Source organism: Azonexus hydrophilus (assembly GCF_001956855.1).
Lineage (GTDB): Bacteria > Pseudomonadota > Gammaproteobacteria > Burkholderiales > Rhodocyclaceae > Azonexus > Azonexus hydrophilus_A.
The window spans coordinates 308,885-334,431 of the sequence record NZ_MTHD01000002.1; the positions used below are offsets into that span (position 1 = coordinate 308,885).

The 25,547-nt window shown below is 62.4% G+C and carries 23 protein-coding genes; 11 read left to right on the forward strand and 12 right to left on the reverse strand.

Going from position 1 to position 25,547, the window contains the following annotated elements:
• Window positions 1-5 precede the first annotated feature (5 nt).
• From BJN45_RS06025 to BJN45_RS06050, 6 genes are all read right to left on the reverse strand, one after another.
• Window positions 6-1,604 carry a GGDEF domain-containing protein gene (locus BJN45_RS06025; protein WP_076093087.1) on the reverse strand — a complete coding sequence of 533 codons (1,599 nt, stop codon included), beginning with the start codon at window positions 1,602-1,604 and terminating at the stop codon, window positions 6-8.
• The gene (locus BJN45_RS06030; RefSeq protein WP_076094144.1) at window positions 1,601-3,520 is read right to left on the reverse strand and encodes a B12-binding domain-containing radical SAM protein; all 1,920 of its coding nucleotides are present in this window, start codon (window positions 3,518-3,520) and stop codon (window positions 1,601-1,603) included. The genes BJN45_RS06025 and BJN45_RS06030 overlap by 4 nt, the downstream gene beginning before the upstream one ends.
• A 128-nt stretch (window positions 3,521-3,648) precedes the next feature.
• Window positions 3,649-4,350: a hypothetical protein gene (locus tag BJN45_RS06035; protein ID WP_076093089.1), complete on the reverse strand. Its 702-nt coding sequence runs from the start codon at window positions 4,348-4,350 to the stop codon at window positions 3,649-3,651.
• 316 nt (window positions 4,351-4,666) lie between these two features.
• Window positions 4,667-5,113: a hypothetical protein gene (locus tag BJN45_RS06040; protein ID WP_205750551.1), complete on the reverse strand. Its 447-nt coding sequence runs from the start codon at window positions 5,111-5,113 to the stop codon at window positions 4,667-4,669.
• Window positions 5,114-5,124: 11 nt separating this feature from the next.
• Complete coding sequence (locus BJN45_RS06045; protein ID WP_076093091.1) at window positions 5,125-5,826, reverse strand: hypothetical protein; 702 nt, start codon at window positions 5,824-5,826, stop codon at window positions 5,125-5,127.
• Complete coding sequence (locus BJN45_RS06050; protein WP_240494505.1) at window positions 5,819-8,551, reverse strand: type VI secretion system Vgr family protein; 2,733 nt, start codon at window positions 8,549-8,551, stop codon at window positions 5,819-5,821. Before BJN45_RS06050 ends, BJN45_RS06045 begins: the two co-directional genes overlap by 8 nt.
• A gap of 138 nt (window positions 8,552-8,689) precedes the next feature.
• Between BJN45_RS06050 and dinB the strand changes: the two genes are divergently transcribed.
• The 3 genes from dinB to BJN45_RS06065 all read left to right on the forward strand — a co-directional run bounded on the left by dinB (window position 8,690) and on the right by BJN45_RS06065 (window position 11,434).
• On the forward strand, window positions 8,690-9,841 hold the full coding sequence (gene dinB, locus BJN45_RS06055; protein WP_076093095.1) for a DNA polymerase IV: 1,152 nt from the start codon (window positions 8,690-8,692) through the stop codon (window positions 9,839-9,841).
• A gap of 54 nt (window positions 9,842-9,895) precedes the next feature.
• On the forward strand, window positions 9,896-10,759 hold the full coding sequence (locus BJN45_RS06060; RefSeq protein ID WP_076093097.1) for an EamA family transporter: 864 nt from the start codon (window positions 9,896-9,898) through the stop codon (window positions 10,757-10,759).
• 135 nt (window positions 10,760-10,894) lie between these two features.
• On the forward strand, window positions 10,895-11,434 hold the full coding sequence (locus BJN45_RS06065; protein WP_139326304.1) for a hypothetical protein: 540 nt from the start codon (window positions 10,895-10,897) through the stop codon (window positions 11,432-11,434).
• Between the two features lie 46 nt (window positions 11,435-11,480).
• Here the strand turns inward: BJN45_RS06065 and BJN45_RS06070 are convergent, their stop codons facing one another.
• From BJN45_RS06070 to BJN45_RS06080, 3 genes are read right to left on the reverse strand one after another with little or no spacing between them, the layout of a single operon-like run.
• Window positions 11,481-12,503: a patatin-like phospholipase family protein gene (locus BJN45_RS06070; RefSeq protein ID WP_088179046.1), complete on the reverse strand. Its 1,023-nt coding sequence runs from the start codon at window positions 12,501-12,503 to the stop codon at window positions 11,481-11,483.
• Window positions 12,504-12,557: 54 nt separating this feature from the next.
• Complete coding sequence (locus BJN45_RS06075) at window positions 12,558-12,824, reverse strand: biotin/lipoyl-containing protein (RefSeq protein ID WP_240494506.1); 267 nt, start codon at window positions 12,822-12,824, stop codon at window positions 12,558-12,560.
• An 11-nt stretch (window positions 12,825-12,835) separates the two neighbouring features.
• Entirely contained in the window at window positions 12,836-13,741 is a 906-nt protein-coding gene (locus BJN45_RS06080) for a patatin-like phospholipase family protein (protein ID WP_076093104.1), read from the reverse strand.
• A gap of 132 nt (window positions 13,742-13,873) precedes the next feature.
• Here BJN45_RS06080 and BJN45_RS06085 point away from each other — a divergent pair, with 132 nt between their 5' ends.
• The gene (locus BJN45_RS06085; RefSeq protein ID WP_076093106.1) at window positions 13,874-14,710 is read left to right on the forward strand and encodes a type IV pili methyl-accepting chemotaxis transducer N-terminal domain-containing protein; all 837 of its coding nucleotides are present in this window, start codon (window positions 13,874-13,876) and stop codon (window positions 14,708-14,710) included.
• Between the two features lie 9 nt (window positions 14,711-14,719).
• Here the strand turns inward: BJN45_RS06085 and parE are convergent, their stop codons facing one another.
• Window positions 14,720-16,669 carry a DNA topoisomerase IV subunit B gene (parE, locus tag BJN45_RS06090; RefSeq protein WP_076093108.1) on the reverse strand — a complete coding sequence of 650 codons (1,950 nt, stop codon included), beginning with the start codon at window positions 16,667-16,669 and terminating at the stop codon, window positions 14,720-14,722.
• Window positions 16,670-16,867: 198 nt separating this feature from the next.
• Between parE and BJN45_RS06095 the strand changes: the two genes are divergently transcribed.
• Window positions 16,868-18,490: a DUF342 domain-containing protein gene (locus BJN45_RS06095; protein ID WP_076093110.1), complete on the forward strand. Its 1,623-nt coding sequence runs from the start codon at window positions 16,868-16,870 to the stop codon at window positions 18,488-18,490.
• Between the two features lie 91 nt (window positions 18,491-18,581).
• On the forward strand, window positions 18,582-19,235 hold the full coding sequence (gene nfsB, locus BJN45_RS06100; protein WP_076093112.1) for an oxygen-insensitive NAD(P)H nitroreductase: 654 nt from the start codon (window positions 18,582-18,584) through the stop codon (window positions 19,233-19,235).
• 4 nt (window positions 19,236-19,239) lie between these two features.
• On the opposite strand, the gene BJN45_RS06105 is transcribed toward nfsB, so the two are convergent.
• A complete protein-coding gene (locus tag BJN45_RS06105) occupies window positions 19,240-19,755 on the reverse strand; it encodes a GNAT family N-acetyltransferase (protein ID WP_088179047.1) in 516 nt (171 codons plus the stop codon).
• 50 nt (window positions 19,756-19,805) lie between these two features.
• On the opposite strand from BJN45_RS06105, the gene BJN45_RS06110 reads away from it, so the two are divergent.
• The 5 genes from BJN45_RS06110 (at window position 19,806) to BJN45_RS06130 (ending at window position 24,734) form a co-directional block, all read left to right on the forward strand.
• Window positions 19,806-20,885 (forward strand): zinc ribbon domain-containing protein, encoded by a 1,080-nt coding sequence (locus BJN45_RS06110; protein WP_240494507.1) that lies wholly within the window; start codon window positions 19,806-19,808, stop codon window positions 20,883-20,885.
• A complete protein-coding gene (locus tag BJN45_RS06115) occupies window positions 20,882-22,810 on the forward strand; it encodes an AsmA family protein (protein WP_076093116.1) in 1,929 nt (642 codons plus the stop codon). The genes BJN45_RS06110 and BJN45_RS06115 overlap by 4 nt, the downstream gene beginning before the upstream one ends.
• A gap of 115 nt (window positions 22,811-22,925) precedes the next feature.
• Window positions 22,926-23,357, forward strand: a complete 432-nt coding sequence (locus tag BJN45_RS06120) for a bacteriohemerythrin (RefSeq protein ID WP_076093118.1) — start codon at window positions 22,926-22,928, stop codon at window positions 23,355-23,357.
• Window positions 23,358-23,424: 67 nt separating this feature from the next.
• Window positions 23,425-23,853 (forward strand): acyl-CoA thioesterase, encoded by a 429-nt coding sequence (locus BJN45_RS06125; RefSeq protein WP_076093120.1) that lies wholly within the window; start codon window positions 23,425-23,427, stop codon window positions 23,851-23,853.
• On the forward strand, window positions 23,850-24,734 hold the full coding sequence (locus tag BJN45_RS06130) for a radical SAM protein (RefSeq protein WP_076093122.1): 885 nt from the start codon (window positions 23,850-23,852) through the stop codon (window positions 24,732-24,734). Before BJN45_RS06125 ends, BJN45_RS06130 begins: the two co-directional genes overlap by 4 nt.
• Here BJN45_RS06130 and BJN45_RS06135 read toward each other — a convergent pair.
• Window positions 24,731-25,465, reverse strand: a complete 735-nt coding sequence (locus BJN45_RS06135; RefSeq protein ID WP_139326305.1) for a response regulator transcription factor — start codon at window positions 25,463-25,465, stop codon at window positions 24,731-24,733. The two genes, BJN45_RS06130 and BJN45_RS06135, sit on opposite strands and share 4 nt — an antisense overlap.
• Window positions 25,466-25,547: the final 82 nt, after the last annotated feature.

The following is a 25,547-nucleotide window of genomic DNA, read 5'->3' on the forward strand; positions in this document are numbered from 1 at the left end:
TGGCGTCAGGCCCAGCAGAACCGGCCGCGGCCGGCTTCCTTGGCCCGGTACATCGCCTGATCGGCAGCAATCAGCAGACGGTCCTGGTCGCTGTCGCCATCGCCTAGTGCGATGCCAATGGAGGTGGCCAGTTGGCACGACTGATGCGGTAGCAGGAAGGGGCGTTCGAAGACGGCGAGGCATTTGTTGGCGACAGATGTCACAGCAGCTTCGGGGGCCGCGCCGAGATCCGACAGCAGGATGACGAATTCGTCGCCGCCGACACGGGCCAGTGTGTCTTCCCGGCGGATGACCGAGGTCAGCCGGCGGGTCACTTCGCACAGGGCCAGGTCGCCGGATTCGTGACCGAAGCGGTCGTTGATCGGCTTGAAGCCGTCGAGATCGAGGAAAAGCACGGCGACCTTGCCGTGGCTGCGCTGAGCGCGCGCCAGGGCGAGCTTCATCCGGTCGGCGAGCAGCTTGCGGTTGGGCAGGCCTGTGAGCAGGTCGTGGTGCGCGATGTGGGTCAGCTCGGCGCGGCTTTCGAGGAGTTTTCCCAGTACCCGGTTGAAGGCTGCCGTGAGATGGCCGACTTCGTCCTTCCTGACGACAGGCAGCGACTCCAGCGGAATTTCGCCCAGCGTCATCCGGTCGGCGCGGCGGGCGGTATCCATCAGCGGCCGCATCAGGTGGCGCATCATCAGGATCATGAAGATGACGAAAATCGGCAGGATGATGGCGGTGTTGCGCAGGACGAATTGACGCAGCCGGGCGACCGGGGTGAAGGCTTCAGTTGTCGGCAGGCGGGCGACGACGACCCAGTCGGCACTCGGGACCGAGGCGGTGGCCGCCAGTTCTTCAATGCCTTTGGCGTTGATGGTGATGCCTGTTCCCCGGAAACCTTCCATGGTCAGGTCATGCAATTTGTTGACGCCAGCTGGTGGCGTTTTCGCCAGGATCATGCCCGGGTCGGACGAGCCGACGAACAAACCATGTCGCGGAGAAATCAGCAACAGTCCGCCGCTGTGGCCGATGCGTGTGCTGTACAGGGCTTCCATGAAATTGGCGGACTGCAGAGCCGAAATTCCAACCAGGACTGCCCGGACCTTGCCGGTATCGTCGCGCAAGGGTTCAGCCATCGGCAGGACCGGGATTCCGGCGGCGCGCCCCAGGATGGGTTGGCCGATGGCAGCTTTGCCACGCAAGGCTTGCTGGAAGTAATCGCGATCGCTGGCGCTGCTGCCGACACGTTCCGGCAGCGCGGGGTAATCGGAAATCACCACGCCGTTGGTATCGAGCACGACCAGGCCGCGTGAGAACAGCGGGTTCAGGTCGTGGCGTTCACCCAGCCAGGCTTGCAAGGCTTGTGGCTTGCCCAGCAGTGCCAGTGGAAAGGTCTTTGCCACGTGCGCCAGAAAATCGCGGCGGACGATGATGTCGCGGTCGACATCCTGCGCGACATAATTGGCAATGGTCAGTAGCTGGGCTGAGGTCAGTTCGGTGACGTCCTTGCGCAGGTAATCAGTCAGGAAGACGACGCGGCCGAGCGCGCCGACCAGCAGCAGCACGGTGCCGAGGATGATGATGCGGGTGGTCAGGCTGTTCAGGGAGAAACGAAACATCATTGTTGTGTGCCGCTCAGTGCCTTGGCGATGAAATTGCGTCCGACCCGTGGCCGTGGCACGCGTTCGTCGAACCATGCGCGAACATCGTCATCTAGACCGATGCCATGCATGTAGTTGTACAGCGCCTTGTTCAAGGCCCGGCCGAGACTGCTGTGGTCGACGCCGGTCGGATCGATGAATTCGACGTCGTTGCGGGCAAACTTCCCCGCCGGCAAGGGCTTGAGGCGGATACCGTATTCGCCCGGGTTGAGGCCGACCGGCGAATGCACGGTGCAGGCAAAACGGTGGAAGTAACCGGACTGGATGCAGCCTTCGGCAAATAGCTGGCGCACGTATTCCAGCGCGTCGACAGTGTCATGCTGTGTTTGCGTCGGGAAGCCGTACATCAGGTAGGCATGGACCAGTATCCCGGCATCGGTGAAGGCGCGGGTGACACGGGCAACCTGATCGACCGAGACGCCTTTCTTCATCAGTTGCAGCAGACGATCCGAGGCCACTTCCAGACCGCCGGATATGGCGATGCAGCCGCTGTCGGCCAGTTGCAGGCAGAGTTCCGGCGTGAACGACTTCTCGAAGCGGATGTTGCCCCACCACGAGATCGCCAGGTTGCGCCGTTGCAACTCTTCGGCCATGGCGCGCAGGGCTTTGGGCGGCGCGGCTTCATCGACAAAATGGAAGCCGGTATGGCCGGTTTCGTCGATGATGCGCTCGATCCGGTCGACCAGCGTCGTGGCGCTGGCCGCTTCGAAGCGCGATATGTAGTCGAGGCTGACGTCACAGAAGCTGCATTTCTTCCAGTAGCAGCCATGGGCCACGGTGAGCTTGTTCCAGTGCCCGTCCGACCACAGCCGGTGCATCGGATTGAGCATGTCGAGCAGTGACAGGTAACGGTCGAGCGGCAGGCCATCCCAGGTCGGCGTACCGACCTCGTCGAAGGGAATGTCCGGTTCGCCGCAGTTGAAATAACGGACTTCGCCATCGACCCGGGTGAAGGTGCGGACGAGGTTGAGCCGCGGGCGCTTGCCGGACAGGTGTTCGAACAGCGCCAACAACGGCGTCTCGCCATCGTCGAGCGTGACGTAATCGAAATGATCGAAGACCCGGGGTTCGGCCAGTTCGCGCAATTCGGTATTGACGTAACCGCCGCCCAGTACGGTGACGATGCGGGGGTACTTGCGCTTGATCGTCCGGGCAATGCGGAAGGCTGCATAGACCGAGCCGGGGAAGGGGACGGAAATCAGCAAAATATCCGGATTGTTGCGGTCGACCGCAGCAATTGCCAGTTTTTCCAGCGTTTCATCGACCAACGTCCTGGGCGCGGCCAGCGCGCTGGCCAGCGGCTCGAAACTGGCCTGGCTCTGCGCCAGCGACTCGGCGTAGCGGACGAATTCGAAGCGCGTGTCGACGGCTTCGCGCAGCACGTCGGACAGGTCGTTGAGATACAGCGTTGCCAGGTGCCGTGCCCGGTCCTGCACACCCAGGGCGCCGAAAGCCCAGGCCAGCGGGTCGCCACCGTCGTCGTCGACGTAATTGTCGAGCGCGGCAAAACGCGGGCCTTCCGGTAGGAAGGCGCGGGTGCAGATGCGGTGCGCAATCGAGCCGTCACGTCCCTGCAGCAGCGCGATCGCCGGGCCGATCGTGGCGAGGTAGCGGTCGAACTGATTGAGGAAGGTCTTCAGCGTCGGCGAGCGCTTCTTGCCGGGAATCGCCTCGGCCGCCGCCCTGATCTTCGGCAGTCCGGCCGGTGACAGCAGATCGAGGACCAGAGCCAGTGCCAGGTCCGCCTGCTCGGCGACGAAACCACGCGAACGCAGGAAACCGGTCAGATACGCCGTTGCCGGGTAGGGCGTGTTCAATTGCGTCATCGGCGGGATGAGCGACAGGATGCGGGGGCAGGCAGGGAAAGCGACAGTCATGGCCGACAGTTTACCTGTGCCAGCCTGGGTTCGGCGCAAGCCGGGATGGCTGGCGAGCATAAAAAAAGCGGTCCTGCAAAGGGACCGCTTTCCGGTGAAAAGCGAGAAACCAGGCGGCGCTTGCCGTTTTACACGCCAGCCGATGCCTGTTTCTGCTTGTTGTACTGCTCAAGTGCGCGCTGGGTACCGTAGGAAATCGCATCTTCCACGGAATTGAACTGGCGACGCGTCGACCGATTGCTGGCTTCGCTGGTGCTCGATGCCTGATTGCTGGCTGTTGTTTCATTGCCTGTCTGGCGTACGCTGCCAGCCTGTTCTGCAGCCCGGCTGGCACCGTAGGCGAGGGCCTCGTCGATCGAGGCGAACTGCTTGCGTTCGCTGCGATTGCTGGCTGTCGTGCTGCGTGCCGGTTCTGTCGTGGTGGCGTTGTCGTTTGCAGCCGTCTGTCTCGTCGTCCTGGCAGAAGCCTGTTCCGCAGCGCGACTGGTGCCATAGGCAATGGCTTCATCAACCGAGGCAAATTGCTGTCTTTCCGGCCGTGAAGTCGTGGCGCTGGAACCTGCGGAAGCGCTGCGCTGGGTATTTTCCGACTGCGCCCTGGCGACGCCCTCGGGGCTCAGCGTGACCTTGGTGGATGACGTGCTGCCCTGCGCCTGTCCACCGGAAACCTTCTGCAAGGCACTTTGCAAACCCGAAGTATCGGCACCGATGGCCGATGCCATTTTTTCAGCCGACTTGAGACTGCTGGTCAGCGAAGTCATCGACCTTTCGGCACGCTGGTTCCGATAGGCTTCCTGGCTGGAAGTGCTTGAATTGATGGCGGTAGACATGATTGCCTCTGACTGGAAAATACGCTATCGACTGTCGACTGACAGGGATACATTGATACTGTATGCCATCACCTGCGAATGTGCAAAGTCTGGATGGTTTTTGCTGGGTGAACCGCCCTTGCTGGCGCACCAACTGCCATCAACATCGACAGTTCGCTGTTGCGGCGTTGGATTGCGGTCCACCGGAATGCTGCATCAACGCGCAGGGCGCGGCCTCGTCGAGAGCGAAAAAAGTTTCGGCGCCGGCGGCGATTCAAACAGGGAAAGCCAGCTATTCAGCAGTGATTTGGCGTGTAATTTCATAGGGTGTTGAAGACTATTTGCTGTACTCCAGCAGAAGCTCTCGAATCTCATCCTTCGTTAGATAGCTAGATTTCAAAATTGCAGCGAGTTCACTTTTGCCAAGTGGATATCCAGTCAACAGCTTTTTTACCTCGCCCTGATCTGGAGGAAAAGCTGTTAGTGGGTCGAGCCAGAATTTATCTGTTGCCTCTTGGGAATCAAGACGAACCCCTTCAACATTGAAATAAACCTTGTACCGCACGAATCCCTCAGGAAACGCTTGGTCGAAATAAAGACTGGTTCCCGCAGGTAATATGTATTGATGGTTCTCAGCACCTGAGCCATTGAATAGTAGCGGAGCTTGAAGCTTGTGAACGAGAGGCATGGATTGCTCCTTGATAATTTGATAGGTCAAAAATGTGCCGAAACAGAAAGCAAGGGCAGCTATGACCACATAATGGAAAAAACCTCTATCTTCCATGATTGAAAGCCTTATTTTGTGCCGCCATAGGTATCGATGCGCGCAGGTTTTTGTACTGGCTTTGTCGAAAGAAACGTTTCGAGATTTGCTGGTAAAAACATCCTTGTGGGGGTTCCTCCGCCCACTGTTCTCATTGCCAATCGTTCGCTGAGGGTCATAACAGCGTCCGGTTTGATAAACGATGAACTACCCTCTTCAAAATTCGGAATGGCCTTTTCAGCCCCATCCAAGCTGAGAGTCGTGCAGTTGTAGCCAAGGGCCTGATAGTTCGCTTTTAGACGATAAACCTTAAGACCATTACGCCCCCTCTCCGCCTCTGGACGTGGAGTAGCCCCATCAATAATGGACTTGTAGTAATTGTTGATTGCCGATGCCTGGTGATCAAAAATCAAAAAAACAAAGCCGGAAGTTCGCCTGCCAGTGGCATTCTCGCCCGCAATATACAGTGAGAAATTAGACCAGACACGCAGAATGCCCTCTCCCTCAGCACCAAAGTCACCAGTAACCCGCCCATACCTGCCAAAGTCATAGATAGTGTCTGAGCCCCTTGTCTTGACGCGAATTGCCGTGTGGCCGTATCGATGCTCGGTTCGATCCAAAGTATAGGGCCCTCCTACCAGAATATGCATTTCCGATGACGGCGTTAGCTTGTCATCGGCAACGCTGCCACGACGATCATTGGTCAATGGCTGAAACGGCTTTGACTTATCCATGCCGCAATCCTTCTGGCGGTAACTCTCCCCAGTACACCTTGATCTGTTCGGGATTCATCGTCGCTATACGCATGGTCTTCCCTTCGAAGTCGGTGAGGCCATAGAACACATCACCATCGCCCGTCTCAATCTTGTAAGGCAAATCCGGGATGGCTTCTCCAGTCAGCGAATTGATGGCGCGAGCCTGTTCGTCATACATCTTCACCCGCGAATCCGGCAACCCCTCCATCACCGCCGCCCCTCTCCCCGGCCCGACAAACGCGTTGTTACTCCCCTTCACCGAGAATGTTCCCGGACAGGCGAAGGTGATGTTGGCGCCTTCAAGGGTGACTGAAGATTTTCCGCCGACGAGGCGGATCTGCTGGTTGGCGAGGATGTGGATTTCGTCGTTCGAACTGGTAATCGTGACGGACTGATCGGCGAGGATTTCGAGCTGGTCGGTGTGGGCCTGGATGGTGTGGCTGCCGGCCTGGGCGATGCTCTTGATGCCGCCGGCGTGGCTGAACCAGCTGACGGCTTCGCCGACGGTGATGGCCAGGGTGTGGGCGGTGGCGATGTGGAAGTCCTGCTGGATGGTGGCGTGCAGGTTGGCGCCGGCGAAGAGCAGGGTGCTGGCGGGGCTGGCCAGGGCGATGTCGCTGGGGCTTTCGGCGAGAATTGCGGCTTCGGCGAAGCGCTCGGTCGGGTCGCCCGGGGTGCGGCTGCCCGGCTGGGTTTTCTTCGCTTCCTGAGTGCTGACCGGGGCAGTGAATTTGCCGTTTTTTTGCGGGTCGACCGCAATAATGAAATCACGCTGCCTGTCGTTGGCCTGGAGTGGCAGGGCTTGCTGCGCCCGGGCGGCGTTGCTGAGTGCAGTGGCGGTTTCTTCGCCGGCACGCATCTGGGCCACTGCCTCGGCGATGTCCATCTGGCTGGAGACGCCATTGGGACGGGCGGTGCTGGAAATCAGGATGCCTTCACCGGCGCGCACGGCGAGCCAGGCGTCGGTACGCAGTTCGAAGCCGCTGCCACGCCAGCTGCCGCGGGTGGCCGATTCGGGCTGCTGGTGAATCAGGTGGCCGAGCGCCAGCTGGCTGGCGTTCTCGCTACTTGACAACCGGGTGCGCAATTGACCGGCAGCATCGTCGATGACCCACTGGTTGTGCCCGGCCTCGAAATTGTGGCTCATCCAGCCGGACAGCACGCCGGGATGATTGGCGCTGGCTTCGTGGCCGGCGGAGAAAGGTGGCAGGTCGGCGCCGTTATGCAACTGGCCGGCGATGACCGGGCGGTCGATGTCGCCATCGAGAAAATCGATAAGTACCTCGGTGCCGATGCGTGGCAGGAAATGGCTGCCCCAGTTGGGGCCGGAAAGCCATTCGGCAACGCGCACCCAGGTGCCCGACTGTTCGTTGCCCGGGGCATTGCCGCGTTTGCCGGGCGCAGTCGCTGACAGCCCGCCGGCATTGGGGGTGTCGCCGCGTTGCCAGGGGAACTGGATCTTGACCCGGTGGTCACGTTCGGTAGTCAGGACGCTATCGTCGAGGCCGACGACCAGGGCGATCTGGGGCAAGGCGACGGGTTTGTCCAGCGGCAGCGGGACGAGCGGCAGCACGGCCGGCTGTGCGGCCAGGCAGTTGCGGTAGGTGCCGGCCTCGACATCGGTGCTGCCGAGCAGCTTCGCCGCCTGAGTGCCGAGATTGTTGGCGCCGTGATGGTCGACCGCAAGAATCGTGAAGCGGGCGTCGTCGGCGGTGTATTCCTCATGCTGGGCCAGCGTGAAGACCTGGCCTGCAGCGGCCTGGCGTACCGTACTGTCACCGGCAAAGCGGCGGTAGGCTGATTCCCAGGCCGCCAGGCGCTGATCTGCATGGCGACGGGCGGCGTCGCCGTCGGTGAAGCGGTAGGGGCGGGCGGCATCATGGATTTCCATGCGTGGCACCTCGCCGTTGTCGAGCGCGGAAGAGGTTTCGGCGCCGGTGGCGATCAGTGTCTTGTAATCCCAGCCGGCGACGGTGACGGCGTTGGGCAGGGCGGTGCGGCTTTCCTGCCAGGTCTGGATGGTGTCGCTGGCTTCGGTGGCGTTGTTCCGGTGAAAACGCAGGACCGGCTGCGCCAGTGTCGGTAACTCGCTGTCGCGATCAAAAATCTCCAGGCGATGGCGTGCATGCGTTGCATCATCGCCGGCCGTCGCGCTTTGGTCGTGGCTGAAACGGAAGGACAGGCCTTCCTCGGCGAGCAGGCGGCGGAGATAGTCGAGGTCGGTTTCGCGATACTGCATCGACAGGCTGTAATGGCGCAAGCGCTGGCTCACACTCTGCGCCCAGTTGGCTTGCGTGTAGTCGCTGAACACCTGCTCGAGAATCCCGATGACGTTCTTGTCCTGGAAGACATGGTTGTCGCAGCGCAGGCGCAGGAAGGCGAGCCACGGTTCCATGATCAGCCGGTAGCGGGCAAGACCGCCATCGGCCCCCAGTTGCAGTGCTTCGGTGACGTAGCCGTGCCAGACGCGCTTGCTGCCGTCGGCCTGCAACAGGCGCAGGGTGATTTCCTCGCCGGTCAGCGCCTGCGGTTCGAGCGTTGCGCTGGTGGAGATGCAATCGATTTCGAAACGGAACAGTTCATTGACCGCTTCGCGCCCGGAAAAACGTTCAACCAGCAGCGCCGCCTCCGGCAGGGCTGTCGTGATCTCCAGCAGGCGGGCGTGTTGCGAGAGCAGGGCAGCGAAGGGGTTCAGGCTGGACATTGCTGGAGTCATGATGACGACGGAATGGCGATTGCATCATGACAATGTCACTGTGGTCAAGCTTTCAAGCATTTGCCGGGAGTTTTCATGGTGCTCCGGGCGTGGCTATCCGCTGTTTTGAAGCGCTATACTGTTGATATGAACAGTAATCGTCGAATTGCCCATCTCGACATGGATGCTTTTTTTGCCTCGGTCGAGTTGCTGCATTATCCCGAACTGCGCGGACAGCCGGTGGTCGTTGGTGGTCGCCGGGTGGACCAGCCGCGTCCGCAGGCCGACGGCACGAGGAAATTTGCCCGTCTGCGCGACTACGCCGGGCGTGGCGTGATCACCACGTCGACCTACGAAGCGCGCGCGCTCGGTGTCTTTTCCGGCATGGGCCTGATGAAGGCTGCGCAACTGGCACCCGACGCCATCCTGCTGCCGGCGAACTTCGATGCTTACCGTGATTACTCTCGTCGCTTCAAGGCCGCTGTCGCGACGGTTGCCCCGATGATCGAGGATCGGGGCATCGACGAGATCTACATCGATCTCAGCGACATTGCGGAAGAAAGCCTGGCGCTGGCCCGACGTATCAAGCAGGCAGTTGTGGCCGCCACCGGTCTGAGCTGTTCCATCGGCATCACGCCGAACAAGCTGCTGGCCAAGATCTGCTCCGATCTCGACAAGCCGGACGGCATCACCATTCTCGGCATGGACGAAATTCCCGGGCGGATCTGGCCGCTGCCGGCGCGCAAGATCAACGGTATCGGTCCGAAGGCGGCCGAACGGTTGGGGCGGATGGGGGTCACGACGGTCGGTGATCTGGCGGCAGTGCCGGTCGAGCAACTGGTCCGCCACTTCGGCCGGAGCAGCGGTCGCTGGCTGCATCAGGTGGCCCACGGCATCGACGAGCGTCCCATCGTCACCGAGCGCGATCCCAAGTCGATCAGTCGCGAAAGTACCTTCGAGCGTGACCTTGATGTCGTCCGCGACCGGCCGGAACTGTCGGCTTTCTTTACCGCGCTGTGCCAGCGCGTTGCCGAGGATCTGGCGCGCAAGGGCTTTGTCGCGCGCACCATCGGCGTCAAGCTGCGCTTTGCCGATTTCAGCAGTGTCACCCGGGACATCACCTTGCCGACGCCGCTCGCCGAAGCCATGGCGATCCGCCAGGCGGCCGGCCAGTGCCTCAAGCGCATTCCGCTGCAACAGCGCATCCGCCTGCTCGGCGTGCGGGCATCCGGCTTGTTGCCGCTGGTCGAAGCGGAGAAGCCGGCAGAAAAGGTGCAGGCGGAACTGCAACTGGGTTAGGACGCGCCCGGCGCCAGCATTTATCATTCGCCCCTTTGTCGAAACACGCCATTCATGAACTACCTGCTTGTCGTCAATCTGTTGTGGGCGTTTTCCTTCAGCCTCATCGGCCAGTATCTGGCCGGGCAGGTCGATAGCGATTTTGCTGTTCTGGCCCGCGTTGCCGTTGCCGCGCTGGTCTTCCTGCCGATGATCTGCTGGCGGGGGCTGCCATCACGGCTGATTGCCGGCTTCTGGCTGGCCGGGGCCTTGCAGTTTGGCGTGACCTATCTGTGCCTTTACCGCAGCTTCAGCGTGCTGACGGTGCCGGAGGTTCTGCTGTTCACCGTGCTTACCCCGATCTACGTCACCTTGCTCGAAGACGCGCTGGTCGGCCGTTTCAATCGCTGGGCGCTGCTTGCCGCTGCCGTTGCGGTCGGCGGTGGGGTCCTGATCCGTTTTCAGCCGCTTGCCGGCGATTTCCTCTGGGGCTTCCTGTTGCTGCAGCTGGCCAATGCCACTTTCGCTGCCGGGCAGGTGCTGTGTCGTCGCCTGCTGGTGCAATATCCGACCGAGTTGCCGCTGTACCGTTTTTTTGGCCATTTTTTCCTGGGTGCGCTGGTGCTGGTGTTGCCATCCTTCCTGATTTTTGGCGACGCCGGCCGTCTGCCGCAGACGGCTGTGCAATGGGGCGTGCTGCTGTGGATGGGCCTGTTTGCCACGGCCCTCGGCTTATTCTGGTGGGTCAAGGGCAGTACCCAGGTCGATGCCGGCACGCTTGCGGTGATGAACGAGCTGCATGTGCCGCTGGGGTTGCTGGTGAATCTGCTGATCTGGAATCGCGATGCCGATCTGGCGAAGATCGCCCTGGGCGGCAGTGTGATCATGTTGTCGCTGTGGATCAACCGGGTCGGCAGGCGGCAGGGGGCTGTTTGTTAACGCATTGGCATTGAGATTTTCCGGAAAAGTCCTGCTAAAATAACGCATTGGTTTTTTCTGGTTATCTGAATGCGCTGGATTCTGGTCGCGGCTTTGGCTGCATTTTCGCCGGTAGGGGCTTTCGCATCGGAAACGATGAGCGAAGACCTGCCGTCGATCATCGATGCCTCCGAGATGGCACCGGGCGTGATCGTGTCTGCCATTCCGGTGCCTGCGCCGGTGATCGAAGTCCTGAAACCGAGCGATCCGATCGCCCGGGCGAAGTCGGCCAGGAAGCAACGTCTGGCCAAGAAGAAGCCGGCACCGACGATGATGCTGTCGCGCACCGAGCGACGCCAGCTGCAGGTGCTGGTTACCGGTACGCAGACCGGTACGTCGTCCGAGCGTTCATACGATCAGAAGGATGACAGTCAGGGTTCGCTGGGCGAACTCGACTTTCACCGTTCTTACAGCCGTCCCAAGGTGGTGGCCGAAGTCATCGCTGCCGAGGATGACTCACAGGGGCTTTCCGAGCACGTCAGGTTTCGTTTGCTGATGGCCCGGCTCAAGGCTGTTGAAGCCCACGCGCTGAACCAGGTGCAGGACGACGGCGAGGCGCTGTCGGAATCGGTTCAGCTTCGGCTCAAGCAGGCACGCCTGAAGGCCGTCGCTGCACATCAGCAGAAATTTGCCTGATCGTGCCTTGCGGCGTGGCGTTTGCCGCCCGCAGCAATCCGCCTCGTCAATAAAAGAGCTTGCCCAGATCCAGGGTTGAACGCCGGCCGATGGCAGCGCGATGCGTGTCGAGCCAGCGCTGCGCATGCTCGCGTCCCTGGTCGCGCAATTTTTCGAAAAACGGACGGTTGACCGCAAGTTTGCTGTCGGCAGGTAGATCGCCCAAGGCGCTGTCGGCGCAGATCGCATGAAAGCGTAGCTGGCTGAAACGGCGCTCCAGCCGGGCAACCGGCAGGCGGTCGAGCAGCCAGGCGGGCAGCGTGGTTTCGCCGATTTGTTCGCGCAGATGGGCAAACATGCGCATTTCACGCAGGAAAGTCGAGTTGAAGGCGAGTTCGCGCAGGCGTTCGCGGATTTCGGTCGCGGTGTCCGGCGTTTCGCTATAACGCAGCGGCGTCAGCAGGACGAGCAGGATGTCCGCTGACGTGCATTGGTAGACCAGCGGGAATACTGCCGGATTGGCGCTGTAGCCGCCGTCCCAGTAGGGCTGGCCGTCGATGTGGATGGTGCGGTGGATGGTCGGCAGGCAGGCCGAGGCGAGCAGGGCGTCGACCGACAGTTCGTGATTGTGGAACAGCCGCAGCTTGCCGGAATTGGCGTGGGTGGCGGCGATGAACAGCTTGACCGGGCTTTCCGCACGCAGGCGGGCGAAGTCTATCTGTTGCTCGATGATGTCGCGCAGCGGGTTGAGATCGAACGGGTTGAGCTGTTCCGGCGTCAGGTGGTCGGCCCACTGCAGCATCATCTTCAGTGCCGGTGCCATGCTGGCGCTGGCGGCAGCTTTGCTCTGGAACGGGGCCGAATCGGCAATCGCCAGCCAGAAGTCGCTCAGCGCCTGACGGGCACCGTCCCGGCCACCGGCCAGCAGGCCGTGGGCGAGGCAGACGGCATTCATCGCGCCGGCGCTGGTGCCGCTGACACCTTCGAAATCACAGCGGCCGTCTTCGAGCAATGCATCGAGCACGCCCCAGGTGAAGGCGCCGTGGGCGCCGCCACCTTGCAGGGCAAGATTGATTCTGGGTTCGGACACGGTCTGGCACTCCCGGAAAATCGTCAGGCCCGATGATAGCCGGTCAGCCGGGGATCAGTCGCATTCCAGCGTGATCAGCGGCGCGCCCTCGGCGACGTTGTCGCCGGCCGTGACGTGGATTTCGACAACGCGTCCGGCCCATGGGCTGGGAATATCCAGCGCCACCTTGCCGGTTTCCAGCGTCAGGATGTTGTCGTCGAAATTCAGTACATCGCCCGGCTGGACCAGCACTTCCAGGATGAAGACGTCGCCGCTGGCGCAGGAGCCGCAGCTTTGCCAGCATTCCGGGTACTTCGGCATGTGCACGGTACGGATTGTCACGGTCGACGCCCTCAACGCCCCAATTTCTGCTTGATGGCAGGGAGTGCGGCCAGCGCGGCGCGTTCGCCTTCGAGCATGGCGTCGTGGCGGGCGGTGAAATCCCAGGACTTGACGTAGGGCAGGCGCGGCCGGATGACGATGTCGGCACTGGCCAGTTCATGCTTGCCGATGACGCTGCCCATGATCGTCGTCGTTTGCCACAGGATGGCGCTCAGGCTGTCCACCGGCTGACCTTCGGCAATCGCCGAGATGTCGACGGCGATGATGAAATCGGCCCCCATCTCGCGCGCCGCGACAACCGGTACCGGACTGACCAGTCCGCCATCGACGTAGCTCTTGCCATTGATCTGCACCGACTGGAAAACGCCGGGCACGGCCGCCGAAGCGCGTACGGCCATGCCGGTGTCGCCGCTGCGGAAGACGACCCGCTCGCCACTGTTGAGGTCGGTCGCGACCGTGCCGAACGGGATGCGCAGTTTTTCCAGCGGCAGCCGTTTCAGGTGCTGGTTGACGAAGGACTGCAGGGCCTCGCCCTTGAGCAGCCCGGGGCTGCCGCGCAGCGTCCAGTCGGCAAACAGCGTCTCGTCGAGCTGGATTGCCAGCTTCTGCATGGCAAAGGCGTCGAAACCACCTGCATACAGCGAGCCGACTACGGCGCCGGCACTGGTGCCGACGATGTAGTCGGGCACGATGCCCTGCGATTCCAGCATCTTGATCACGCCGATATGGGCGAAACCGCGCGCCGCGCCGCCGCCGAGCGCGAGGCCGATCTTCGGCTTCTTGGCGGCGAGGGGGAGTGGTGGCGGTGGTTCGGGCCTGGCGGGCTGCAGGACCGAACAGCCGGCGAGCAGTAATGCGGCAGCGGCCAGCAGGGCACGGCGGCTGCTGGCGGGCAGGTGATTCTTGGCGTGACTCATGGTGGCGCCAATGATAGGTGACGCAGGCGGTGAAGAGGAGGGGGCATGCGTACGATTCCTCGGTGTTTTTGTAACAAGCGCGCAATCCCTGCGTGCGTTAATGCCATTCCCTTGCCATTTGTTGTTTCCCCGATGTCCCGAATCCGGATACTGTCCAGCATCTGCCTGCTGTCTGTCGCGTTGTTCCTGTCACACGCGGCCATTGCCCAGGGTACCCCGCCCGATGCTTCCCGGATTGCCCAGGATATCGCGGCGGCGGGCAGCCTGCGCACGCAGTCGCAGCGTCTGGCCAAACTGCACCTGCAGGGAGCCATGGGAATCGATGCCGTGCGTGCCCGGCGCGATGTGCAGAGCGGCAGCGACAGCGTCGATGCCTTGTTTGGACGCCTCGCCGGTTACGCGCAGAAGCCGGAAACACGACGCGCCTACCTGCGCTGTGCAACGGTCTGGCTGGAACTGCGGGAAGTCCTGCTGCGGACGCCGGCAGCAACGCGGGACGAGCGGATCAACCAGCTGGCTGATGATCTGATGATCGCCAGCGGCAAGCTGGTGTTGCAGATCGAGTCCCAGGCCGAAGTGTCGGGCGGACGTCTGCTCGATTTGTCGACGCGGCTGAACATGCTCGGCCAGCGCCTGGCTCGCCTGTATCTGCAGATTCAGGCCGGCGACCGTTCGCAGGGCGTGCGGCTGGATGTCGAGCAGGCACGCCGGGAATTCGCCACCGGCCTCGGCGAACTCGATGCCGCGCGCGAGAATTCGGCCGCCAGCCGGCAGGCCATCGCGCTCGCCCGCAACCAGTGGATATTTTTCGATATCGCGATCAGTCAGCTGGACCCGGCTGTCCGCAAGGACGGCCAGGCGGCGCGCAATGTCGCGACGAGCAGCGAACGGATTGCCCAGATGCTCGACGAGGCCAGCGCGCAATACGCCCGCGACTACGGCGCCGGCCCGGTCACGGGCAAGCGCTGAGTCGTCCGCTCAGACGTCGGTTTCGACCAGTCCGCCGTCCTTCTCCATCCACGCCCGGCGGCCGGCGGCTTCGCCTTTGCCCATCAGCAGCGTGAAGGTGGCGGTCATTTCCTCGATCATCTGGCGGCTGGCCCGGAACGGCACCAGGCGGCGGGTGTCCGGGCACAGCGTGGTTTCCCACAACTGGTCCGGGTTCATTTCGCCGAGACCCTTGAAGCGGGAAACGCTGATCTTGTTTTCCGAAATGCCTTCCTCGCGCAGCTTGTGCAGCGTCTGGACCTTCTCGTTCTCGTCGAGGCAGTAGATCTTGCGCGTATGGCCGCGCGCCTCGACATCGACGCGGAACAGCGGTGGCTGGGCGACGTGGATGTGGCCGCGTTCGACCAGCGCCGGGAAGTGCTTGAGGAAGAGCGTGAACAAGAGCACCTGGATGTGCGAGCCGTCGACGTCGGCATCGGACATAACGATGATCCGGCCGTAGCGCAGGCCGGACACGTCGATGCTGTCGATCTGCTCGATGCCGTGCGGGTCGACGCCGACGGCGACGGAAATGTCGTGTACTTCGTTGTTCTTGAACAACTGGCCGCGGTCGACCTCCCAGGTGTTCAGCACCTTGCCGCGCAGCGGCAACACCGCCTGGGTTTCCTTGTCGCGGCCCTGTTTGGCCGAGCCGCCGGCGGAATCGCCCTCGACCAAGAAGAGTTCGTTGCGGCCGATGTCATCGGATTCGCAGTCGGTCAGCTTGCCGGGCAGCGTGGCAATCCCCGAAGACTTCTTCTTTTCCACCTTCTGCGTCGATTTCAGCCGGTTCTGCGCCGCCTTGACCGCCAGTTCGGCGATCTTCCTGCCGAAATCGGCGTGGCTGTTCAGCCACAGCTCGAACGGGTCGCGCACCATCTGCGTGACCAGCTTGTAGGCGTCGCGGCTGGTCAGTTTTTCCTTGGTCTGGCCCTGGAATTGCGGGTCGAGTACCTTGGCCGAGAGCAGATAGGTCATCTTGCCGCAGACGTCTTCCTGCGCCAGCTTCACTTTCGCTGGCAGGATCGCGTGGTGTTCGGCGAAGGCCTTGACCGCCTCGAACACGCCGGCTTTCAGCCCGGCTTCGTGCGTGCCGCCGTCGAGCGTCGGGATCAGGTTGACGTAGGATTCCGGCTTGCCGCCGCCTTCCTCGAACCAGGCCAGCGCCCAGGTGGCGCCTTCGCCGACGGCGAAACCGTTGGCCGTGGTGACGTACTTCTCGCCGACAAAGATCGGCGCCACCGGCGTGCCGACCATCATTTCGTTGAGGTAATCGGCCATGCCGTTCTGGTAGCACCAGGTTTTCTTCTCCTGGCCTTCAATGTCCAGTTCGACAGTGACATTGGGCATCAGTACCGCCTTCGAGCGCAGCAGATGCTCCAGTTGCCCAAGATTCACCTTCGGCGAATCGAAATACTTCGGGTCGGGCGCGATGCGTACCGTGGTGCCGGTGTTGCGCTGGCCGACATCGCCGATGCGGGTCAGCGGTTCGATGACGAAACCGTCGGCGAAAACGATTTTGTGCACGCCACCGCCGCGCTTGATCTCGACTTCGAGGCGCGTCGACAGCGCATTGGTCACTGAAACACCGACGCCGTGCAGGCCGCCGGAGAAACGGTAGGCGTTGCCCGATTCCTTCTTGTTGAATTTGCCGCCGGCGTGCAGCTTGCAAAACACCAGTTCGACCGCCGGCCGGCCTTCTTCGGGGTGAATCTCGACCGGGATGCCACGGCCGTTGTCGGAAACCTCGATGATGCCGTTGCCGTCGATGCGCACCGAGATCTTCTTCGCGTAGCCGGCCAGCGCCTCGTCGGCGGAATTGTCGATGACTTCCTGGACGATGTGCGTCGGGCAGGTCGTCCTGGTGTACATCCCGGGGCGTTCCTTGACGGGTTCGAGGTCTTTTAATACGCGGATCGAGGCGGCGGAGTAATCGGTCATCGTGGTGAAAATCGGCTGAAATGCAGGGTCGACCGCAGAAGTGCGGCAGGGCTGCGGGATTTTAGCGCCTGAGTCGGCCGTCGCGTTGGATTTTGCACGTTCCCATTTTTCGCAAAAATGGCGTATTGTGTCCGAAAAGACGTTTGCCGATCAGCGGATGAACGCTGCAGTATCAACCGTGGGGAGCGGGGGAGAGAGATGGACGGACAAGAAGACATCGGGCAAGGCCTGCAATTGCGTCTGGACGAAGAGACGAAAAAGCTGATTGCGTCGGTAGTCCCGGACCCGGGCGCACCGACCATCAACGAGCCTCGCCTGCGTGAATACCTGGCCGGGCAGGGGTATGCCGCGCTGCGCTACCTGCCGCAAGCGGCCATCGGCCTGCTCGCCAATTACAATGCCGGGACGGCGTGTTCGATTGCCATTGCCGAATGCATCGACGCCACGCTGACGATCGAGATTTCACCGGATGCCGTCGAAGCCTTGTTGAACATTGTTCCGGCGGAGGGCGGGGTGCCGGTCAGTCGTGAGGCGGTGCTGGCGCTGCTGGCCGACAATGGCATCGGCGACGGCATCCTGCTGGATGCCATCGCTGCCGCGGTTGCTGCCGGCGTCGCCGAAAACGTCGTCGTGGCGCGCGGTGTGCCGCCGGAGCATGGTGTCGACGGCTGGCTGGAGTCGTTGATTCCGGAAGTGCGCGATCGCCGACCCAAGGTCGATGACAGTGGTCATACCGATTACCGTGATCTCGGCGACATTTTCGTCGTGCACGCCGGTGACTGGTTGATGCTGCGACATCCGCCAACCGACGGCAAACCAGGCAAGAGCCTGCTGGGCGAAACGATTCCGCCCCAACCCGGCAAAGCCGTGATGTACGCGACCTCCTTGCCAGGCACTGCCTTCGACCCGGCCAATCCCGATCTGCTGGTTGCCGCAATCACCGGGCAGCCGGTCGTCGTCGCCGGCGGCATGATGGTCGAGCCGGTTTATCGCGTCGACAAGGTGTCGACCGCAACCGGCAACATCGATTTCGATGGCAGCGTGGTAATCCGCGGTGACGTCTGTACCGGCATGACGGTGCGCGCCAGCGGCGATATCGAGGTCGGTGGCGTCGTCGACATGGGGACGCTGGAAGCCGGAGGCAGCATCGTCGTCAAGGGCGGTGCGATGGGCTCGCTCGGGCGCAAGACCAGCGAGGACTGCCATATCCGCTGTGGTGCCAGTTTTCATGCGGCTTACGCGCAGCAGGCGAAGGTCGAGGCTGGCGACAGCATTTTCATCGACGACACCGCGATGCAGTGCGAGCTGACGGCGATCAACCACATCCGCATCGGCGGCAAGCGCCGTGGCCACATCATCGGCGGCCACCTGCAGGCGACGCTGTCGATCACCGGCAAGGTCGTCGGCTCACCCAACCGCGTGCTTACATACTGTGCAATCGGCGTCAATCCGCTGATGCACAAGCAACTGCTGCAGATGAGCAAGGCCCGCGATGAAAAGGAAACCCAGTTGCTCGAAATCGCCAAGCTGCTCGATTTTTCCAGCAAGAACCCGGGGCGTCTGCGGCCCGACATGCTGGAAAAGGCGAGGGCGACTGCCGCCCAGTTGTCAGCCGCGATTGCGGCGATGCGCGAGGAGCAGGATGAACTGGCGCACAAGATCGAACTGTCACAGCAATCCCGCCTGGTTGCCCAGGAACTGCTGCTCGAAGGGGTCGAGGTTCATGTCGGCAACCTGTGCTATCGCGTCGTCGGCGAGCACGGCGCCTGCGCTGTTGGTGTAGGGAAATCCGGCATGGAATTGTTTGCACTGGACGAGTAATCTTTGCCCCTGAATTGCCGGCCGGGGAACTTCCTCTCCGTCTCGCGGCCTGTGCTCAATCCTGTTGTCGTTTCCATTCCGGAGTTCCCGCATGAACATTGCTGAAATCGCCACTTCCCGTCGTACCTGCAAGGCCTTCGATCCGGCGCGCAAGATCGATCCCGCCGCCATCGAGCAACTGAAGACGCTGTTGCGCTTCGCCCCGTCGTCGGTCAATTCGCAGCCCTGGCACTACATCATCGCCAGCAGCGTCGAAGGCAAGGAAAAGATCGCCACGACGCTGGCCGGTCGTTTCGAATACAACGCACCCAAGGTGCGCAATGCCTCGCACGTTGTTGTCCTCTGCGTTCGCCGCGACCTCGAAGATGCCCACCTGCAGGCGCTGGTGGAGCAGGAAGAGCGCGACGGTCGCTTCGCCACGCCGGAGGCAAAGGAAACCCAGCACAATTCCCGCGTCTTCTACACGACACTGCACCGCGACCAGTTGAACGATCTGCCGCGGTGGACAGAAAAACAGATCTACATTGCCCTCGGCTCCTTGCTCTTTGGTGCCGCCGCACTCGGTATCGACGCCTGCCCGATGGAAGGTATCGACGCTGCCGCCATCGATGCTGCGCTGGATCTGGAGGCGCAAGGGCTGCGCTGTGTCGTTCTGACTGCGCTTGGCTACAGCAGCGAGCAGGACTTCAATGCCAAGTTGCCGAAATCCCGGCTGCCGGCAGCATCGGTAATCAGCGAAATCTGAGTTTTCAGGCGGTCGACCGCAACATGTAGCGTGCCGGCCCCGGATAGGTGGCCAGCGCTGCCTGGCCGGCCGCCGTCAGCGCCGTTTGTTCGACAAACCCGTTGCGCTGCCAGAAAGCGAAGGCCTGCTGCACGCAGACCAGCGCTGCTTGCGCCAGTCCCTGCTGGCGGGCGGCAGCGAGCGCATGTCCGACCAGCTGAGCACCAAGCCCGCTGCCAGCGGCGGCGGGCGCCACTGCCAGATCGTGAAAATACAGGCAGTCGGCGGCTTCGGCGACGATGAAATCGCCACCCAGCGGCGTGATCTTGCCCTGTTGCGACGGATAGGTCGCCAGATAGGCGCAGACGCTCCCGTCGCGCTCGCCGACCCAGGCAAAATCGGGCGCGGCGGCCAGTCGACCGCACCAGGTGGCGCCATCCTCGTTCATTTCCGGCAGATAGCACTGGCGCTGGACGGCGAGTATCGCCGGCAGATCGTCGGCCAGCATCGGGCGCAGCGTGAAAGTAGTGTTCGGCATCATGGCTGGTCGCGATTGTAGGGATCACGAAAGCGAAGTCAATCGCGGGTAACATGACGTCTTCAACCCTGTGCGAGGATGACGACATGAGCAAGGCATTGCGCTGGTCGGAACGCTGGTTCCGCTTTGGCCTGTGGATCGTGGCCGTGGTGTTTGCCAGTTTCCTGATCGGGCTGGGCGGCAATATCGTCGAGAACCTGCCGCGGGTCGAGCAGCGGCTGACCGTGGACAGCTTTCTCGATCAGGCCGTCGCCGGCAAGTTGCGCGGCGAGATCGAGGCGGCGCAGGCAGCCCGCCAGGTCGCTCAGGATGCGCACGATCAGGCGCAACTGAAACTGAATTCCGCCCGTTCCGACGCGTCGACCGCAAGAGACACCTTCAACAACTGGCTGGCAACGCGCAGTGCGACGCAGCGGGCCGAACAGGACGCCGAGCTGATTGCCCGCACGGCCGCACTCGATGCCCTGAAAGCCAGCGAACGGCAGGCGCTGGCCGCCGTCCAGGCGCAGCAGCAGGCGCTGCTCGACCAGCAACAGGCGGCAGCGCGGGCGGAGGAAACGCTGCGCGAAATGCGCGAAGTCGCCACGGAAAAATACCACGAGGAAATGCGCAGCCAGGAATTGCGCGTCTTCGGCTACCGGCTGTTGCTGACGCTGCCACTGCTAGGCGTCGCCGGCTGGCTGTTCGCGAAGAAGCGCAAGAGCACCTGGTGGCCGTTTGTCTGGGGTTTCATTTATTTCGCGCTATTCGCCTTCTTCGTCGAACTGGTGCCCTATATTCCGAGTTACGGCGGTTGGGTGCGCTACGTCGTCGGCATCGCGCTGACGGTGCTGGTCGGCCGCTACGCGATCATCGCGCTGAACCGTTACCTGGAAAAGCAGAAGCTGGCCGAGGCGATGCCCGATGTCGAGCGGCGCAAGGAACTGTCCTACGACGTGGCGCTGGCGCGACTGGGCAAGAAGGTCTGTCCCGGATGCGAGCGCAGCGTCGACCTGACCAACACCGCCATCGATTTCTGCCCGCATTGCGGCATCTGCCTGTTTGACCATTGTCATGCCTGCAACGAGCGCAAGAGCGCCTTCGCCCGTTTCTGCCACGCCTGTGGTGCCACTGCCCGGGAGTCCTCCGCATGAAGATCATCCGCCGTCTTGTCCTTATCGTCGCTTCGCTGGTGGTGCTGATTGGTATCGGCATCGCCGTGCTCTACGCCGTCGTCGACGAAGCCATGCTGAAACAGCAGATCATTGCCCAGGTTGCCGAAAAGACCGGGCGGACGCTGACCATCGACGGCCCGGTCGGCCTGTCGGTCTGGCCCGACGTGGCCGTGCGGGCGGGGGGCGTGAAGCTGTCCGAGGCCGACGGCAAGACCGGCTTTGCCGCCATCGAATCGCTGCGCCTTGCCGTGGCGGTGATGCCGCTGCTGACCGGCCGACTGGCAGCACGCGAGATCGAAGTCGATGGACTGGACCTGACACTGATCAAGCGCCGTGACGGCACGCTGAACATCGACGATCTGCTGGGGAGCGAAAAGGCTTCCAAGCAGGCCGCCGCGCAGGTCGAGCCCAAGCCTGCGGCCAGCCCGGTCACGGCGGAAACCAGCCAGTTCCTGCATGTCGATATCGCCGCCCTGGCGCTGCGCAATGCCCGTTTTACCTGGCAGGACGAGGTCGCCGGCAAGACGACGAAACTCTCTGCGCTCGATTTTTCCACCGCCCGCCTGATCGCCGACACCGCGCTTGGCACGCTGTCCGTCGATGCGCTGAAACTGGCGCTCAAGGGCAGCAGCGGTGCCGACAGCTTCGCTTTCGCCATCGAACTGCCGGCGATCCGGCTGGCCGACAAACGTCTGGAAAGCCGCTTCACCGGCGCGCTCGATGTGGACAGCCCGAGTCTGCCGATGCACAGGCTGAAGCTGCCGTTGGCCGGCAACCTGGCGCTCGATCTGGCCAAATCCAGCGCCGACCTGACGCTGGATACCCGGCTCGATGAATCGAAGATTGCGCTGAAACTTGCGGTCGACCGCTTCACGCCGCTGTTTTTCAATTTCGATCTGGCCATCGACCAGTTGAATGTCGACCGCTATCTGGTGCCGGCGCCGGCAGCGGTGGCACCGGTTGCGCCGGTCGCCAAGGCCGAGGCGCCGGCCGGTCCGGCAGCCCCCGCCAGCAACAAGGATGCCGGGAAAATCGACCTGTCGGCACTGCAGGGCCTGAACTTCCGCGGCAAGCTGGCGATCGGCCAGTTGCAGGCGCGCGGGTTGAAGGTTTCGGCACTGGACGCCCGCATCATCGCGGCCGGCGGCCGTCTTGATGTGGCGCCGCTGCAGGCGAAACTCTACGGCGGCAGCCTGAATGGCAGCCTGGGCGTCAATGCCGGCAGCAATGCGTTCAGCGTCCGGCAAAACCTCGAAGGCATCAATATCCAGCCGTTGCTCAAGGATCTGCTGCAGAAGGAGCCGCTGGAAGGCCGTGGTTCGCTGTCGCTCGATCTGACCACGCGCGGTGCTACCGCCGATGCGCTCAAACGCGGGCTGGCCGGGCAGGCGGCGCTGGATCTGCGCGACGGCGCCGTGCGCGGCGTCAATGTTGCCAAGATGCTGCGCGACGCCAAGGCCGCCTTGCGCGGCCGGCAGAATACTTCGGCGGCAGCGGATGGTACGGAAAAGACCGATTTTTCCGAGTTGACCGCAAGTTTCCGCATTGTCGGCGGCGTCGCCAGCAACGACGACCTGGCCATGAAATCGCCATTCCTGCGGCTGGGTGGCGCCGGCGATATCGATATCGGCAACTCGCGCATCGACTATCTGGCCAAGATCACCGTGGTCAATACCAGCACCGGCCAGCAGGGCAAGGAGCTCGACGACCTGCGCGGCATCACCATCCCGTTGCGCCTGCGCGGTCCGTTCGACAAGCTCTCCTATTCGCTGGAAGTGGACAAGCTGCTGGAAGAGGTGGCGAAGGCGAAGCTCGACGAGAAAAAGGCGGAGTTGAAGGAAAAGGCCAGCGAGAAGCTCAAGGAAAAACTGGGCGACAAGCTCAAGGGACTGCTGGGCAAGTAGGCCGGGGTCATCTGTCCTAAGTATTTTCACGGATTGCACAAGCGCCGGCCGAGGTGCACGCTGATTGCTGTTTCATCGATTGTCCTGTTCATGACTTTTACGGAGACCACCTGCGGTGGAGGAGTACAACAGCCAGTCCGCGACTTCTTTCTGGAGCGCCGACCTGGAAACCGGGATTCCGGTTATTGACGAGCAACATCGGGCGATTGCCGAACTCGGTGACCGACTCGTACGCGATCCCCGAACGGCACTCGGTTCGGAGACCGGAACCAGTTTTCTCCAGGTCTTCTACCGCCTGCTGGCGCAGCATTTTGAAACCGAAGAATTGCTGATGCGTCGCCTCGACATGCCCGAGGCGCAGCGCCTGGCGCATTTCCAGGAGCATTCGCGTTTGCTCGAACGGGTCGTCGCGCTGAGCATGAACCAGATCGGCGAGAATGGTCCGAAGACGGTCGCCGACATCACCCGCGACCTGCTGCACATCATTGTCGAGCACGTGATCCATGCCGATCACCTGATTCCGCCAATGGCCGGCAATTCCGCCTGAGACCGGCGCGACGGATTGCGGTCGACGGGCCTAGAATGCGGTTTTCCTTTTTCGCCCACGAATCGCCATGGCCCGCATCAAGATCGAACTGCCGACAAACTTCGTCTTTGCCACCGAAGTGCCCATCTACATCAACCACATCAACTACGGCAACCATCTCGACAATGCCGCACTGCTGATGCTGGTCTCGGAAGCGCGCGTCCGCTTCTTCCGCTCGCTCGGTTACTCCGAGCTCGACGTCGAAGGCGTCGGTGTCATCGTTGCCGACGTCGCCGCACAGTACCGTTCGGAAGCTTTTCACGGCGAAACGCTGCTGGCCGAATTCGCTGCCGGCGATTTCCATCAACACGGCTGCGATCTGCTCTGGCGCCTGTCGGACAAGGCCAGCGGCCGCGAAGTGGCGCGTGGCAAGCACGGCATCGTCTTCTTCGATTACGCGGCGCGGGCCAAGGCAGCCGTGCCGGCGGCCTTCCTCGCCAAGGTCGGCGGCGCATGATACCGATCCGCTACGTCGAGCCGGTGTATCGGCCGCCGAGCGAGGCCGAGTCGCTGATCCTGCCGGTGACCGACGGCTGTTCCTGGAACAAATGCACCTTCTGCGAGATGTACACAGCGCCGCAGAAGAAATTCCGCGCCCGCGACGAAGCCGAGGTGCTGGAGAGCATCCGCGTCACCGGCGAACGTTACGGCGACGATATCCGCCGGGTCTTCCTGGCCGATGGCGATGCGCTGGTTTTGCCGACCAAGCGGCTGTTGACCGTACTCGATGCGATCCGCACCCACCTGCCGGCGGTGCGCCGGATTTCCAGCTACTGCCTGCCGCGCAACCTGCGCAAGAAAAGTCAGCAGGAAATCGACGAACTGGCAGCCGCCGGCCTGAAGATGGTCTACGTCGGCGCCGAATCCGGCGACGACGCGGTACTTGCTGCGGTCGACAAGGGCGAAACCTTCGAAACCACCGTCGACGCGCTGAACAAGCTCGGCGCCGCCGGCATCACGCGTTCGGTGATGATCCTCAACGGCCTCGGCGGCAAGGCCCTGTCGCGCCAGCATGCCGAGAACTCGGCCCGGCTGGCCAATGCCACGCAACCGGAATACCTGGCGACGCTGGTGGTCAGCTTCCCGCTCGGCGAACAGCGCCTGCGCGCCGGCTTCCCCGGCTGGGAGCCGCTGGAACAGCATGAACTCTTCGTCGAGATGGAGCAGTTCCTGTCCGGCCTGGAACTGAAGCGCACCGTCTTCCGCTCCGATCACGCATCGAACTGGCTGGTCCTCAAGGGCACGCTCGGCGCCGACAAGGCGCGGATGCTGGCGCAGGTACGCCAGGCGATTGCCGGCCAGGCGCCGCTGCGCCCGGCCTGGGCGCGGGGGCTTTAGACCCGGCTCTCGGTCCGGCTGTCGTCGCTCAGGCTGTACCCCTGACCGCGATGCGCGCGAATCGGAATATTCATGCCCGTGATCCGGACAATCTTGGTGCGCAGACGGCTGATCACGACCTCGATGCGGTGTTTGTCGAATTCGTCGGGCAGTATGCCCATGGCAAGACCCAGCTCCGTCGGCGAGCATGGCAGCGGGGCGCGGGCATGGAGCAGGCGCATCAACTGCAGTTCGTTCAGCGTCAGTGCGGCGCGGCTGCCGTTGGGAGCGATCAGGCCAGCGGTGTCCAGGTTGAGTTGCCAGTCGCCCGTCGTTGCATTACAGCCGGCCGTTTTCGTATCGCCGGCACCATCGAAACGATCGCGCAGGCGATTCAGCGTCAGGATCAACTCATCCAGATCGACCGGCTTGACCAGGTAGGCATCGGCGCCGCCTTCCAGGCCCTGCAGGCGATCCTGTCGCTGGCTGCGTGCCGTGACGAAAACGATGCCCATCTGTTTGTCGTGGGCGCGCAGGTGGCGGCAGATGGACAGGCCGTCTTCATCGGGTAGGCCGATGTCGAGAATGGTGACGGCAACGCGGCTGACTGCCAGGTGCCGATAAAACTGCCCGGCCGACGCGAAGGTGTCCACCGAGTGGCCGAACTGGCGTAGCTGAAAGGCGAGTTCCTCGCGCAGGACGGGTTCGTCCTCGACAATGGCAATGTTGAAAAGCCGGATATGTTCCTGCATGGCGCTGCCAAGCCTGTTTTCAAGCGGGAACACAGTATAGCAATGGCTCGGCTATCATCCATCCGATGATGAAAATTCAACC

What these genes read in the sequence shown, in the direction of transcription:
- BJN45_RS06025 (WP_076093087.1), bottom strand. Translation starts at nt 1,604, where the DNA reads ATGATGTTTCGTTTCTCCCTGAACAGCCTGACCACCCGCATCATCATC.
- BJN45_RS06030 (WP_076094144.1), bottom strand. Translation starts at nt 3,520, where the DNA reads ATGACTGTCGCTTTCCCTGCCTGCCCCCGCATCCTGTCGCTCATCCCG.
- BJN45_RS06035 (WP_076093089.1), bottom strand. Translation starts at nt 4,350, where the DNA reads ATGTCTACCGCCATCAATTCAAGCACTTCCAGCCAGGAAGCCTATCGG.
- BJN45_RS06040 (WP_205750551.1), bottom strand. Translation starts at nt 5,113, where the DNA reads ATGGAAGATAGAGGTTTTTTCCATTATGTGGTCATAGCTGCCCTTGCT.
- BJN45_RS06045 (WP_076093091.1), bottom strand. Translation starts at nt 5,826, where the DNA reads ATGGATAAGTCAAAGCCGTTTCAGCCATTGACCAATGATCGTCGTGGC.
- BJN45_RS06050 (WP_240494505.1), bottom strand. Translation starts at nt 8,551, where the DNA reads ATGTCCAGCCTGAACCCCTTCGCTGCCCTGCTCTCGCAACACGCCCGC.
- dinB (WP_076093095.1), top strand. Translation starts at nt 8,690, where the DNA reads ATGAACAGTAATCGTCGAATTGCCCATCTCGACATGGATGCTTTTTTT.
- BJN45_RS06060 (WP_076093097.1), top strand. Translation starts at nt 9,896, where the DNA reads ATGAACTACCTGCTTGTCGTCAATCTGTTGTGGGCGTTTTCCTTCAGC.
- BJN45_RS06065 (WP_139326304.1), top strand. Translation starts at nt 10,895, where the DNA reads ATGAGCGAAGACCTGCCGTCGATCATCGATGCCTCCGAGATGGCACCG.
- BJN45_RS06080 (WP_076093104.1), bottom strand. Translation starts at nt 13,741, where the DNA reads ATGAGTCACGCCAAGAATCACCTGCCCGCCAGCAGCCGCCGTGCCCTG.
- BJN45_RS06085 (WP_076093106.1), top strand. Translation starts at nt 13,874, where the DNA reads ATGTCCCGAATCCGGATACTGTCCAGCATCTGCCTGCTGTCTGTCGCG.
- parE (WP_076093108.1), bottom strand. Translation starts at nt 16,669, where the DNA reads ATGACCGATTACTCCGCCGCCTCGATCCGCGTATTAAAAGACCTCGAA.
- BJN45_RS06095 (WP_076093110.1), top strand. Translation starts at nt 16,868, where the DNA reads ATGGACGGACAAGAAGACATCGGGCAAGGCCTGCAATTGCGTCTGGAC.
- nfsB (WP_076093112.1), top strand. Translation starts at nt 18,582, where the DNA reads ATGAACATTGCTGAAATCGCCACTTCCCGTCGTACCTGCAAGGCCTTC.
- BJN45_RS06105 (WP_088179047.1), bottom strand. Translation starts at nt 19,755, where the DNA reads ATGATGCCGAACACTACTTTCACGCTGCGCCCGATGCTGGCCGACGAT.
- BJN45_RS06110 (WP_240494507.1), top strand. Translation starts at nt 19,806, where the DNA reads ATGACGTCTTCAACCCTGTGCGAGGATGACGACATGAGCAAGGCATTG.
- BJN45_RS06115 (WP_076093116.1), top strand. Translation starts at nt 20,882, where the DNA reads ATGAAGATCATCCGCCGTCTTGTCCTTATCGTCGCTTCGCTGGTGGTG.
- BJN45_RS06125 (WP_076093120.1), top strand. Translation starts at nt 23,425, where the DNA reads ATGGCCCGCATCAAGATCGAACTGCCGACAAACTTCGTCTTTGCCACC.
- BJN45_RS06130 (WP_076093122.1), top strand. Translation starts at nt 23,850, where the DNA reads ATGATACCGATCCGCTACGTCGAGCCGGTGTATCGGCCGCCGAGCGAG.
- BJN45_RS06135 (WP_139326305.1), bottom strand. Translation starts at nt 25,465, where the DNA reads ATGCAGGAACATATCCGGCTTTTCAACATTGCCATTGTCGAGGACGAA.